This window comes from Streptomyces sp. NPDC127197 (assembly GCF_042672405.1).
Lineage (GTDB): Bacteria > Actinomycetota > Actinomycetes > Streptomycetales > Streptomycetaceae > Streptomyces > Streptomyces flavusporus.
Map to the genome: position 1 here is coordinate 132,980 of NZ_JBHXVG010000009.1, position 11,975 is coordinate 144,954.

The following is an 11,975-nucleotide window of genomic DNA, read 5'->3' on the forward strand; positions in this document are numbered from 1 at the left end:
CCCGGCGTTCACGCCGGGGAGGAACAAGAACTCCGCCCGTGTGATGCTCGTCCGGGCTGGTCTCAACCCGGCTGGTGCCGAGGGCGTAAGACCTCCCGGGCTGCTGGCCCAGGCGGCGGCCTGAGCCAGGAATCCCCTCTCCTTCAGGGAGGGGAGGATTCAAGCGATGGTGTGATCATGCCCGGGCCTACGGATGCCCCCGGTAGGCCACGGGTAGAGCCCGGCCATGACGCAACAGCCCTTCGAACTCCCGCACTTCTACATGCCGTATCCCGCGCGGCTGAACCCACATGTCGACAAGGCCCGGGCCCACTCGACCGTGTGGGCGCGCGAGATGGGCATGCTCGAGGGTTCCGGGATCTGGGAACAGTCCGACCTCGACGCGCATGACTACGGCCTGCTCTGCGCCTACACCCACCCCGACTGCGACGGACCCGCCCTCTCCCTCATCACCGACTGGTACGTGTGGGTCTTCTTCTTCGACGACCACTTCCTGGAGATCTTCAAGCGCACCCAGGACCGCGCCGGCGGCAAGGCCTACCTGGACCGGCTGCCCCTGTTCATGCCGATGGACCTGTCGACCGAGGTGCCCGAGCCGCAGAACCCGGTCGAGGCGGGCCTCGCCGACCTGTGGGCGCGCACGGTGCCCGCCATGTCCGTCGACTGGCGGCGGCGGTTCGCCGTGGCCACCGAGCACCTGCTGAACGAGTCCTTGTGGGAGCTGTCCAACATCAACGAGGGCCGGATCGCCAACCCCGTCGAATACGTCGAGATGCGCCGCAAGGTCGGCGGCGCGCCCTGGTCGTCGGGGCTGGTGGAGTACGCGACGGCCGAAGTGCCCGCGTCCGTCGCCGGGTCGAGGCCGCTCAGGGTGCTGATGGAGACGTTCTCCGACGCGGTGCACCTGCGCAACGACCTGTTCTCCTACCAGCGCGAGGTGGAGGACGAGGGGGAACTCAGCAACGGCGTGCTCGTCCTGGAGACCTTCTTCGGCTGCACCACCCAGGAGGCCGCCGACACCGTCAACGACATCCTCACCTCCCGGCTGCACCAGTTCGAGCACACCGCCCTCACCGAAGTGCCCGCACTGGCCCTGGAGAAGGGCCTCACCCCCGAGGAGGTCGCCGCGGTCGCCGCGTACACCAAGGGGTTGCAGGACTGGCAGTCCGGTGGCCACGAATGGCATATGCGCTCCAGCCGGTACATGAACGAACGCGCCCGCGTCACCTCGCCCTGGCAGGGTCTGACCGGCCCCGGCACGTCCGCCGCCGACGTCGGCGCGCTGCTCGCCACGGCCGGCGCCGAGCGTCTTCGCGCCTATACGCACGTGCCGTTCCAGAAGGTCGGCCCGTCCCTGCTGCCCGACTTCCACATGCCCTTCCAGGTGGAGCTCAGCCCGCACCTGGACGACGCCCGCCGCCGCCTCACCGGCTGGGTGCAGCGCATGGGCATCCTCCAGGAGGGCGTCTGGGACCTGGACAAGCTCCGCGCCTACGACCTCGCTCTGTGCTCGGCGGGCCTCGACCCGGACGCGACCCCCGAGGCCCTCGACCTCAGCGCGCAGTGGCTCGCCTGGGGCACGTACGGCGACGACTACTACCCGCTGGTCTACGGCCACCGCCGCGACCTGGCCGCCGCCCGTCTCACCACGGCACGCCTGTCCGCCTGCATGCCCGTCGACGGCGAGGAGGCCCCGGTCCCGGCCAACGCCATGGAGCGCGGACTGATCGACCTGTGGGCCCGGACGACGGCGGGGATGACCTCCGAGCAACGGTGCACCCTGAAGTCCGCGGTGGACGTCATGACCCAGAGCTGGGTGTGGGAGCTGTCCAACCAGCTCCAGAACCGCATCCCCGACCCGGTCGACTACCTGGAGATGCGGCGCGAGACCTTCGGCGCCGACCTCACCATGAGCCTGTGCCGGATGGGCCACGGCCCCGCCGTACCGCTGGAGGTCTACCGCAGCGGCTCCGTCCGCTCCCTGGAGAACGCCGCCGTCGACTACGCCTGCCTGCTCAACGACGTCTTCTCCTACCAGAAGGAGATCGAGTACGAAGGTGAGATCCACAACGCGATCCTTGTCGTCCAGAACTTCTTCGGCTGCGACTACCCGGCCGCGCTGGGCGTCGTCCACGACCTGATGACCCAGCGCATGCAGCAGTTCCAGCACGTGGCCGCGCAAGAACTGCCCGTCGTGTACGACGACTTCGACCTCTCGGACGAGGCGCGCGCGATCATGCAGGGCTATGTGGTCGATCTGCAGAACTGGATGGCGGGCATCCTGAACTGGCACCGGGAGGTCGACCGCTACAAGGCCGACTGGCTGGCCCGGCGCGCCCACGGCTTCCTCCCGGACCGGCCGCCCGCCCTGCCGGTCAGCTGACCTCCCGTACCCGCTCCGCGGTCTGTTCGGCGAGCTTCCGGACGCCGTTCGCGGCGTTCTCCGAGAGCTCGCCGAGTATCGCGTCGGCGGCGGTGAGGACCGTACGAGCGTCCGCGGGGAGGCCTGCGTCAGCCAGGGCGCGGGTGAGGGCGTAGTGCTCCTCGGCGATGAAGCGGCCGAGGTTCACGCCGCGCCAGTGCCGGAGGGAGTCGTCCCCCGGGTCCGCCAGGATGTCCCTCAGGGATCTCAACGTGCTGTCGGCGTAAGGAAGTTGCCCGGAATCGCGTTCCAGGCGGGCCTGGGTCAGGCGGGCCGAGACACGGTCCCATGCCGTGTCCTGCAGGGTGGCGTAGAGGCGCTGGGCGCGCAGCGCCTGGAGGAGGTCGCCCGCCCTCTCCAATTCGCGGGCGAGCGAGCTGAGCCGCGATGTCTCCAGCCGTTTCGGATCCCCGGCCCGCCGGAGTGTGCCCTGGTCCATGACGATCTCGTCGAGCCTGCGGATCAGTGCGACCCGGGCGATTTCCGTCATGCCCTGGTCCAGGGCCAGTTCGGTCCAGGTGCACAGCGGCTCGTCGGCGGGGTCCGTACCGAACAGCGAGTCGTCCAGTTCCTGGGCCCAGCGCAGCAACTCGGCGGCCCCCCTCCTGGTTGGGGAATCTCGCTCAGACCGCAGTGCGTGTCATAGTCCGTCTCGCGGACCTCATGCAGCAACGGCAGATCCGAGACATCGCCCCGTAGCCCCACCAGCACGGCCGCGAGCCGTAGTTCGTCGGTCATCGACGAGGACGCCTCGTGCCGCATCAGATGCCGCAGCAGGCCATGGTCGCCCTCGGCGCGGTCGAACTGCGCGGCCCGCAGAGCGAGTCGGCGGCGTACGGGATCCTCGGGTACCGCGTCCCACACCGCCCGGTCGCCCGCCCGCAGCAGGGCCAGGTCGGCGCGTCCCTGCGCGAGCACCGGCTCCCACAGCGGGGGCCGCGGATGGCGGTCGAGCAGGTCGTACGCGCACAATTCCTCCCCGTTGAGCAGCAGGAAGTCGGGCTCGGTGCGCAGCAGGGCGGCATGCAGCAGGCCCACCAGCTCGACGGGGGAGCGCTCGGGCAGGCCCAGTGCGGCGCGGAGTTCGGCCCGCTCCGCATCGATGGAGTAGTCCTCGCGGATCTCGTCCTCGATCTCCGTGATCCGCGCGAGGATCGTCTTCTCGCCGGCCTCGGGCGACAGATCCATGTAGTCGTGCCAGCCGGGCAGACCGATCAGTATCTCCAGCGCTTCGTCCACGCTGGAGCCGATGATCCCGGCCGAGCCCTCGGAGTCCGCGTACAGCACGGAGCCGTCGGCGCACACGAAATACGTGCCGCCCGTGTCGTCCCCGGCCACCGCCTCCAGCGGTCTGCCCGAGGCCAGGCGGACCGGCTCGACGTGGTCGTGGTCGGCGCGGGCCAGGTCGAAGTTGAAGGGGAACGTGGCCAGTTCGGCCAGCCGGGCGTCCTGCCTGAGGAGCCGCAAGGCATGATCGGTCATGTCACAGAACGTAACAGCGACCACTGACAACGGGACGTGCCGCCCGGCTCACACGGGCTGACGCATGTGCTCCACCGCGGCCCGGGCCAGCGCGCGGACCATCGGATGCGGGCGCGAGCCGTCGCCGGACAGTTCCGGCTGGAAGAGCGAGGCCAGGAAGAAGGGGTGGCCCGGGAGTTCGGCGATCCGGACGTGGCCGTCCTCGTCGTGGCCGGAGAAGCGCAGCCCGTGGGCACGCAGGGTGTCGAGGTGGCGGGTGGGACCGTACGCGCAGAAGTAGCGCTCGACCGTCCGCTCGGAGCCGATCACGGACTGGGCGAGCGAGCCCGGCTCGATCGTCACGACGGCTTCGTGGCCGACGAGCGAACAGGCCAGCGGTTCGATGAGCGGGTCCGCGGCGGCGGGGTCGTTCTCCGCGTGCGCCACGCGCGTCAGACCGCAGACGTCACGGGCGTACTCGAGGAGGGCGTGCTGGAACCCGCCGCACGTGCCCAGGAACGGAATGTCCTCCACCCGCGCGGTGCGGATCGCCGTGAGCACACCGGCCTCGCTGCGGTACGGGCTGCCCGGCAGCACCCACACCGCGTCGAAGCCGCGTACGGCGTCGGGGTCCTCGGCGTCCTCGGAGGGGATCCAGTAGGCGTCGAGGACGAGCCGGTCGCGTTCCGCGAGGGCGTCGAGGAGAAGAGGGATACGAGTGTGCGAGGCGACGTTGGGGGAGCGGTCGCCGACCAGGGCCAGGCGGGCTGCTGTGTTCGTCATGGCTGTCATCCTGCGGTCGACCCGAGGTTCACGTCCAACGATGATTTCTGCACGGTCGATAAGCGTTGCTGATGCAGTGGGATCCTGAGGGGCATGGACCCGCACCTCCTGCGTACGTATGTCACCGTCGCCCGCATCGCCTCGTTCTCCGAGGCCGCGCGGGAACTCGGCTACACCCAGTCGGCGGTCTCCCAGCACATCGCGGCGCTCGAACAGGACCTGGGGGCTCCGCTGCTCACCCGCCGTCCCGTCGCCCCCACGGCGGCCGGCGAGCGACTCCTCGAACACGCGGGTCCGTTGCTGTTGCGCCTGAACGCGGCGCGCGCGGACGTCGTACGGATGGCGGCCGCTCCCGCGCACGGCCTGACACTCGCCGCCGCGCCGACCGCGCTCGGGCCGCGGATCCTGGCCGCGCTCCCGGCCGCGGGGGTGACCCTGCGGGTGCTGTCGCGGGACGGAATTCCGGCGGCCGTCGCCACCGGCGCCGCGGACCTCGGCCTGGTCGACGGCCTCGCCGCCCCCAGTGATCCGCTGCGGCTGCCCGACGTGGCGCCGCTGACCACGTACGGCGTGGGGGAGGAGCCCGTGTGCGTCCTCCTTCCCACCACGCACCCGCTGGCCCGGCGCTCCGGCCTGCGCCTGGGCGACCTCGCCGACGCCCGCTGGCTCGACGCCCCCGACGCAGGGCTGCCGCTGGCCCACCTCCGGGCCGCGAACGGTGGCCATGGCTTCCGCCCGTCCTTGCGCTACGACGGCACGGACGTCCGCACCCTCACCGCCCTGGCCGCCGCGGGCCACGGCCTGACCCTGCTGCCCCGCTCGGCGGGAGAGGCGGTGGCGGGCACGGTCGCCGTCCCGGTCACCGAGCCGCGGGTCGTCCACCGCACGGAGCTGGTGCACGCGGGCTCGCCGCGGGGAGCGGCGGCAGCGGTCGTGGAGGCGTTGACCGCACGGGGGTGAGCCACTATGGCTTCCCGTTCTTGACCATGGGTCAGTCTCACTCGTTCGTGGCTCGTTGTGCGCCGGTGCGCCGGGTAGTGCACCACCGGAGGCGAACCATGGAACAGACTGCATTGCGTCCCAAGCCGATGCCCGGTCGGGAGCCGGGCGGCGGCACCGGATCGAAGCCCACCCGAAGGCCGCACGCCGCGCGCCGTCGCGGCCGACGGCTCACGACCCTGCTCTTCGGCCTGTTCATCGGAACGGTGCTGGTGCTGTCCGGCGTCGGCCTGGGCACGGTGAGTGCCACGGTGATCGGCATGAGCAAGCTCGCCGAACTCCAGCGACAGGCCGGGCAGGCCGGGCCGGCGGCACCGGGAGCGCGTGTCGGCCCGTCCGTCTCGTCCCGCCCGAGCCCGTCCGTGCCGACCACCGCGCCGAGCCCCTCACCACCGGCGCCCGCGGGGGCGACCCTGGCCGTGGAGGTCGTGAACGCCGAGAAGTCCGGCGCCATGGTCGTGGGGGTCCACGTCCCGGGGCCCGGCTTCGCGGCGGGCCTGGTGCGCGGGGACGTACTCCTCACGTTCGACGGCACTCCCCTCGAGTCCGCGTCGGACCTGGTCCGTGCGGTGGGTGCGGCGCGGCCGGGGGAGGCGGTCACGGTGACGGTGCGGCATGAAAGCGGGGGCTACCAACAGCTGACGGTGGTGCCCGGTGTCGTCACGTGACCACCCGGAAGTGACTGGTGAGGCGCCCCGAGTCGTCCAGGACGTGGAAGGCCAGCCCGGCCGGCGCGGCCCGGTCGGCGACCTGCTCACCCTCCCAGGGCAGCCGCAGCGTCCATGTCACCCCGGGTCCGACGACCAGTGGCCGTCCGGCGAACGTGGTGGCCGCGGGGGTGTGCGCGTGCCCCGTGACGAGCCCGGCGATCTCGGGGCGGCGCTCCATGAGGGCGGCCAGCCGGTGTGGTTCGCGGAGCTGGTAGGAGTCGGGCAGGGGGTGATGCAGCGCGACGGGCGGGTGGTGGAAGGCGAGCAGCACCGGAACGGTTCCGTCGAGCTCGTCGAGCGTCGCCTCGATCCAGTCGTACGTCTCGTCGTCCAGGGCCCCTTCGTCGCTGCCGGGGATGCTGGAATCGCACATCAGCACGGCGGCGTCGTCGAAGACGTGCACGCCGTTGACCGGTCCCTGGGCCGCGGGCCGCCCCAGCAGCGCCTTGCGGAACGGCTCGCGGCGGTCGTGGTTGCCCGGGCAGGTCAGGACCGGGAACGGCGCGTCGCCGGTGTCCAGGCCGAGGACGCGGGCGGCCTCCTCGTACTCCGCCTCCGTGCCGTGGTCCGCGATGTCCCCCGTCACCAGCAGCGCGTCCACCTGACCTGGCAGTCCCCACAACCGGTCGCGCACCCGCTCGGCGCGCTCCGTCGCCCGTGGGCTTCCGTCCAGATGCAGATCGCTGATGTGGGCGAGTACGAGCACGGGTGGGGCCTCCCCGGAGTGTTGGCTAACGGAATGGCCACATCTAAGCATTAGCAATAATGGTTGGGCAACGTGGAAGCATTAGCGGGTGGCTGGGCGTGGCCGGCTTCCGGCCCGAAACCCCGGCTCACCGGCTCGCGCGGCCCCCTCCGGCCGGGCAGGATGCTGCCCGTGGTACCCGCACGGCTCAAGGAGGCCCGGATGACCGGCAGTACGGTTGCGCCCTTCACCGCCGACGACTACCGGGCCCGCATGGAGCGCGCCGCGCGGGCGGCCGCGGACGCCGGGCTCGCCGGGCTGCTGGTGGCGCCGGGACCGGACCTGGTGTGGCTCACCGGCTACGCACCCACCGCGATCACGGAACGGCTCACCCTCCTGGTCCTCGCCGCCGGGCAGGATCCCGTCCTCGTCGTCCCCACCCTCGAGGCCCCGGACGCCGCGAAGGCCCCGGGTGCGCCCGCCCTGACCCTGCGCGACTGGACCGACGGCAAGGACCCCTACGCCGCCACCGCCGCCCTCCTCGACGCCACAGGACACTTCGGCGTCAGTGACAACGCCTGGGCCATGCATCTGCTGGGCCTGCAGAAGGCGCTGCCCGGCAGTTCCTACGCCTCCCTCACCGAAGCCCTGCCGATGCTGCGCGCCGTCAAGGACGCGGCAGAGCTGGAACTGCTGGCGGCCGCGGGAGCGGCCGCAGACGCAACGTACGAGGAGATCCGGAAGGTTCCCTTCGCCGGCCGCCGGGAGTCGGACGTCGCCCGCGACCTCGACGGTCTGCTGCGCCGGTTCGGGCACGCCCAGGTCGACTTCACCATCGTCGCCTCGGGTCCGAACGGCGCCAACCCGCACCACGAGGTGGGTGACCGCATCATCGAACGCGGTGACATGGTCGTCCTCGACTTCGGCGGCCTCAAGAACGGCTACGGCTCCGACACCTCCCGCACCGTCCACGTCGGCGAACCGACCGAGGAGGAACGCCGGGTCCACGACATCGTGCGCGAGGCCCAGGAGGCCGGCTTCCGCGCGGTGCGGCCGGGAGCCGCCTGCCAGGAGGTCGACAGGGCCGCCCGCGCGGTCATCGCCGACGCCGGGTACGGCGAGTACTTCATCCACCGCACCGGACACGGCATCGGCGTGACGACCCACGAGCCCCCGTACATGATCGAGGGCGAGGAGCAGCCCCTCGTCCCCGGGATGTGCTTCTCCGTGGAGCCGGGCATCTACCTGCCGGGCCGCTTCGGCGTGCGCATCGAGGACATCGTGACGGTGACCGAGGACGGCGGCCGACGCCTCAACGACACCACGCGCGAGCTGGTCATAGTGGACTGACCCCAGCCCAGGAGCCCCCCGTACGAACCCGAGTGACGACGGTCCGACCATGACCCAGGCACCGACACCCACCGCGGACACCGTCCGCCGACTGGTCCTTTCCCTGCTCAAGGAGGGCGCGGGCGCCGCCGGCCCCGAGGTCCGGCCGGTCATCGAGGCCGGCGGGCACGCCACCTGGTGGGTCGGTACCCGCCATGTGCTGCGCCTCGCCCCCGACCGCGAGGCCGCCGCGCAGCAGCGCCGTGAACTGCGGCTGCGCGACCTCGTCCGCCCGCACGTCCCGGTCGCCGTGCCGGTCGGTGTGGCGCACGGCGAGTGGGCGCCGGGGCTCACCTACACGCTGGACACCAAGGTGCCCGGCGGCTCGGCTGCCGAGCACGACGTGTCCGCCGTCGGCGAGGCCGATCTGGCCGGACTGCTCACGGGGCTGCGCGAGGTGCCCGTACGGCAGGCGGAGGCGCTCGGTGTGCCGCGCGTCTCCCCGCGCTCCCTGGAGGCCCTGCGCCGGGCCGCCGGACGCGCCGCCGAACGCCTCGCCGCGGCCGACGAGTTCGACGCCGGGCTCCTGCGTCAGCTCACCGCTCCCGCGGCGGTCCAGCTCGCCGCACAGCCCGGCACCGCGGTCCTCGTCCATCACGGCCTCACCGGCGAGCACCTCGTGGTCAGCGCCGACGGCCGGGTGCGCGGCGTCCTCGGCTGGGCCGACGCGATCGTCGGCGACCCCGCCGAGGACATCGCCGGACTCGCCCGCGCCGTGGGCTCCCCGGCCGCCGTGCGCGCCGCCACCCTCGCCGGATACGGCGCCCGCCCCTGTCTGCGCGGTCTGTGGCTCGCCCGCTGCGACAGCGTCGTACGGCTCGCCGAGCGCCTCGCCGGCCGCGGCGACGACCCGCCGGCCCTCCTGAGGACCCAACTGCGCCACGCCTGGGAGGCGATCCTCCTGGAACGCGTGACGGACCTGCGCGAGGACGCCACGGACGACGCGCTGTAGCGCCACCCGAGGGCCGCGCGCGCCGCCCGTACGACGCCCTCGGCCGCCTGGCACGCCCGCGTGGCCCGGCGCCGCGCTCACGGCTGCGCCACCACCACGCACGACTCCCCGGGCACACGCAGCACACCTTCCCCGTCCGGGGTCCCGACCGGTTCCCACGCGGCGAGGATCTGGGCCGGGCGGGTGCCCAGGGGGATCGTGGCCGTCTCCTTGCCCAGGTTCACGGCCACGCAGACGTCCCCGCGCCGGAAGGCGAGCCAGCGCGCCTCCTCGTCGTAGGCCACCTTGATGTCGGAGAGGTCGGGATCGGTGAGGTCCGGCTGTTCGTGCCGGAGCGCGATGAGCCGCCGGTACCAGGCCAGTACGCGCGCGTGGGGCTCGTTGCCGGGTTCGGACCAGTCGAGGCAGGAGCGGTCCCGGGTCGCCGGGTCCTGTGGGTCGGGCACGTCCTCCTCGGCCCAGCCGTGCGCCGCGAACTCCCGCCGCCTGCCGCGCCGTACCGACTCCGCGAGCGCCGGATCGGTGTGGTCGGTGAAGAACTGCCAGGGTGTGCCGGCCGCCCACTCCTCACCCATGAACAGCATCGGTGTGAAGGGGCCGGTCAGCGTCACCGCGGCCGCGCAGGCCAGCAGCCCGGGGGACAGGGTGGCGGAAAGGCGGTCTCCCTGGGCGCGGTTGCCCACCTGGTCGTGGGTCTGGCTGTAGCCGAGCAGCCGGTGCGCGGCCACGCGCGTACGGTCCAGCGGACGCCCGTGACACCGGCCCCGGAAGCTGGAGTACGTGCCGTCGTGGAAGTAGCCGCCCGTCAGCGTCTTGGCGAGCGCCTTGAGGGGAGCGCGCGCGAAGTCCGCGTAATAGCCCTGGGACTCGCCCGTCAGCGCGGTGTGCAGGGCGTGATGGAAGTCGTCGTTCCACTGCGCGTGCACCCCCAGCCCGCCCTCCTCGCGGGCCGTGATGAGCCGCGGATCGTTCAGATCGGACTCGGCGACGAGGAACAGCGGGCGTCCCGTCTCGGCGGCGAGAGCGTCCACCGCGGTCGACAGCTCCTCCAGGAAGTGGCACGCGCGCGTGTCCGCCAGCGCGTGCACCGCGTCCAGCCGCAGCCCGTCGAGCCGGTAGTCGCGCAGCCACGCCAGCGCGCTGCCGACCAGAAACGCCCGCACCTCGTCCGACCCGGGAGCGTCCAGATTGACGGCGACGCCCCACGGAGTGTGGTGCCTGTCCGTGAAGTAGGGCCCGAACTCGGGCAGATAGTTCCCGGACGGGCCGAGGTGGTTGTGCACGACGTCCAGGACCACGCCCAGACCGAGTTCGTGCGCCCGGTCGACGAACCGTTTCAGCGCCTCGGGCCCGCCGTACGGCTCGTGCACCGCCCACAGCGACACCCCCTCGTATCCCCAGCCGTGCCGCCCGGGAAAAGGGCACAGCGGCATCAACTGGACGTGTTTGACGCCCAGTTCGGCGATGTGCCCGAGCCGCTCGGCAGCCGCGTCCAGGGTCCCCTCGCGCGTGTACGTGCCCACATGCAGCTCGTACAGGACCGCACCCGGCAGCGGGCGGCCCGACCACTCGGTGCGCCATCCATAACGCCCGTGGTCGACCACCGCGCTCAGGCCGTCCGGGCCGTCCGGCTGCCGGCGTGAACGCGGATCGGGCCGTACGGGCCCGTCGTCCAGCGCGAAGCCGTACCGCGTACCGTCGCGGGCCTCTGCCTCCCCGGTCCACCACCCCGCTCGCTCCGGATCTCGCTCCATCGCGCGCGTGGCGCCGTCGCAATGGAGCGTCACACGGCCGGCCTGTGGTGCCCACACCTCGAACTGCACGGACGGTTCCCCTTCGTCTGCTCACCGTGATGTAGCCCGACCATCGTGCTTCAAACACGATCAATCCGCTTGTGAATACCCCCTTTTGCAGCGGGTGTCGTCAGGTACGCGCGGGTGCTGGCCGTTTCCCCGATTTCTGGACACCCGGGGTTCACTGACCGACAATCACGAGCGTGACGTCGTCCTTCGAGTTCCCGACCTATCCCGCGCGGCTCTCCGACGCCGAGCGCGACAAGGCACTGAAGCGCTTGCATGACGGCGTCGCCATGGGCCGTCTCTCGCACGACACGTTCATCCGGCGCATGGAACTGGCACTCGTCGCCCGCCGCTCCGACGAGCTCGCCGTCCTCACCGCCGACCTGCCCACCGAGGGACGCCTGTCCCGTGTGGTGTTCGGCACCGTCGAGGCGGTGTCCGGCTTCACCGAGCGGCTGCGCCGGTCCTGGCAGGCCGAGCGGCTGCCCAAGCTGCTGCTGCCGCACCCGGCGGCCGGGCGCCCGCTGCGCATCGGCCGCGACCCCGGCAGCGGCCTCAGACTGAACCACGAGACGGTCTCCCGCGTCCACGCCGAACTCAGCCGCCAGGGCGGCATGTGGGTGCTGCGCGACCTCGGCTCGACCAACGGCACGACGGTGAACGGACGGCGGGTCATCGGCGCGGCCGTCGTCCGCGAGGGCGACCAGGTCGGCTTCGGGCAGATGGCCTTCCGGCTCGCGGCAAGCTGAGCAGGGCCCGACGCCGCCCTGGGGCA

The 11,975-nt window shown here is 72.1% G+C and carries 11 protein-coding genes; 6 read left to right on the forward strand and 5 right to left on the reverse strand.

The genetic code is table 11. The annotated features are described in order from the left end of the window. Positions 1 to 226: 226 nt before the first annotated feature. Positions 227 to 2,383, forward strand: coding sequence for a germacradienol/geosmin synthase Cyc2 (gene cyc2, locus ACFVJQ_RS16740; RefSeq protein WP_385784490.1), 2,157 nt, complete (start codon positions 227 to 229; stop codon positions 2,381 to 2,383). Here cyc2 and ACFVJQ_RS16745 read toward each other — a convergent pair. Genes ACFVJQ_RS16745 through ACFVJQ_RS16755 form a run of 3 tightly spaced genes read right to left on the reverse strand, consistent with a single transcriptional unit; the run spans position 2,376 to position 4,666 of the window. Next, entirely contained in the window at positions 2,376 to 2,912 is a 537-nt protein-coding gene (locus ACFVJQ_RS16745; protein WP_385784493.1) for a hypothetical protein, read from the reverse strand. The genes cyc2 and ACFVJQ_RS16745 overlap by 8 nt on opposite strands. Beyond that, complete coding sequence (locus ACFVJQ_RS16750; RefSeq protein ID WP_385784496.1) at positions 2,909 to 3,904, reverse strand: hypothetical protein; 996 nt, start codon at positions 3,902 to 3,904, stop codon at positions 2,909 to 2,911. The genes ACFVJQ_RS16745 and ACFVJQ_RS16750 overlap by 4 nt, the downstream gene beginning before the upstream one ends. 48 nt (positions 3,905 to 3,952) lie before the next feature. Continuing rightward, positions 3,953 to 4,666 carry a hypothetical protein gene (locus ACFVJQ_RS16755; RefSeq protein WP_385784499.1) on the reverse strand — a complete coding sequence of 238 codons (714 nt, stop codon included), beginning with the start codon at positions 4,664 to 4,666 and terminating at the stop codon, positions 3,953 to 3,955. Between the two features lie 93 nt (positions 4,667 to 4,759). Between ACFVJQ_RS16755 and ACFVJQ_RS16760 the strand changes: the two genes are divergently transcribed. Both ACFVJQ_RS16760 and ACFVJQ_RS16765 read left to right on the forward strand, forming a co-directional pair. Beyond that, a complete protein-coding gene (locus ACFVJQ_RS16760; protein WP_385784502.1) occupies positions 4,760 to 5,626 on the forward strand; it encodes a LysR family transcriptional regulator in 867 nt (288 codons plus the stop codon). A 98-nt stretch (positions 5,627 to 5,724) separates the two neighbouring features. Continuing rightward, a complete protein-coding gene (locus tag ACFVJQ_RS16765) occupies positions 5,725 to 6,333 on the forward strand; it encodes a PDZ domain-containing protein (RefSeq protein WP_385784505.1) in 609 nt (202 codons plus the stop codon). Here the strand turns inward: ACFVJQ_RS16765 and ACFVJQ_RS16770 are convergent. Beyond that, complete coding sequence (locus tag ACFVJQ_RS16770) at positions 6,326 to 7,081, reverse strand: phosphodiesterase (protein WP_385509603.1); 756 nt, start codon at positions 7,079 to 7,081, stop codon at positions 6,326 to 6,328. The two genes, ACFVJQ_RS16765 and ACFVJQ_RS16770, sit on opposite strands and share 8 nt — an antisense overlap. 201 nt (positions 7,082 to 7,282) lie before the next feature. Between ACFVJQ_RS16770 and ACFVJQ_RS16775 the strand changes: the two genes are divergently transcribed. Continuing rightward, complete coding sequence (locus ACFVJQ_RS16775; protein WP_385784508.1) at positions 7,283 to 8,410, forward strand: M24 family metallopeptidase; 1,128 nt, start codon at positions 7,283 to 7,285, stop codon at positions 8,408 to 8,410. Positions 8,411 to 8,459: 49 nt separating this feature from the next. Next, positions 8,460 to 9,401: an aminoglycoside phosphotransferase family protein gene (locus tag ACFVJQ_RS16780; RefSeq protein WP_385509605.1), complete on the forward strand. Its 942-nt coding sequence runs from the start codon at positions 8,460 to 8,462 to the stop codon at positions 9,399 to 9,401. Positions 9,402 to 9,478: 77 nt separating this feature from the next. Here the strand turns inward: ACFVJQ_RS16780 and treZ are convergent, their stop codons facing one another. Further along, entirely contained in the window at positions 9,479 to 11,224 is a 1,746-nt protein-coding gene (treZ, locus tag ACFVJQ_RS16785) for a malto-oligosyltrehalose trehalohydrolase (RefSeq protein ID WP_385509606.1), read from the reverse strand. Positions 11,225 to 11,397: 173 nt separating this feature from the next. Here treZ and ACFVJQ_RS16790 point away from each other — a divergent pair, with 173 nt between their 5' ends. Continuing rightward, the gene (locus ACFVJQ_RS16790) at positions 11,398 to 11,949 is read left to right on the forward strand and encodes an FHA domain-containing protein (RefSeq protein ID WP_385784511.1); all 552 of its coding nucleotides are present in this window, start codon (positions 11,398 to 11,400) and stop codon (positions 11,947 to 11,949) included. The last annotated feature ends 26 nt before the right edge of the window (positions 11,950 to 11,975 follow it).

Coding starts and splice junctions, on each gene's coding strand:
- cyc2 (WP_385784490.1), top strand. CDS start 227: ATGACGCAACAGCCCTTCGAACTCCCGCACTTCTACATGCCGTATCCC.
- ACFVJQ_RS16745 (WP_385784493.1), bottom strand. CDS start 2,912: ATGACGGAAATCGCCCGGGTCGCACTGATCCGCAGGCTCGACGAGATC.
- ACFVJQ_RS16750 (WP_385784496.1), bottom strand. CDS start 3,904: ATGACCGATCATGCCTTGCGGCTCCTCAGGCAGGACGCCCGGCTGGCC.
- ACFVJQ_RS16755 (WP_385784499.1), bottom strand. CDS start 4,666: ATGACGAACACAGCAGCCCGCCTGGCCCTGGTCGGCGACCGCTCCCCC.
- ACFVJQ_RS16760 (WP_385784502.1), top strand. CDS start 4,760: ATGGACCCGCACCTCCTGCGTACGTATGTCACCGTCGCCCGCATCGCC.
- ACFVJQ_RS16765 (WP_385784505.1), top strand. CDS start 5,725: ATGGAACAGACTGCATTGCGTCCCAAGCCGATGCCCGGTCGGGAGCCG.
- ACFVJQ_RS16775 (WP_385784508.1), top strand. CDS start 7,283: ATGACCGGCAGTACGGTTGCGCCCTTCACCGCCGACGACTACCGGGCC.
- ACFVJQ_RS16780 (WP_385509605.1), top strand. CDS start 8,460: ATGACCCAGGCACCGACACCCACCGCGGACACCGTCCGCCGACTGGTC.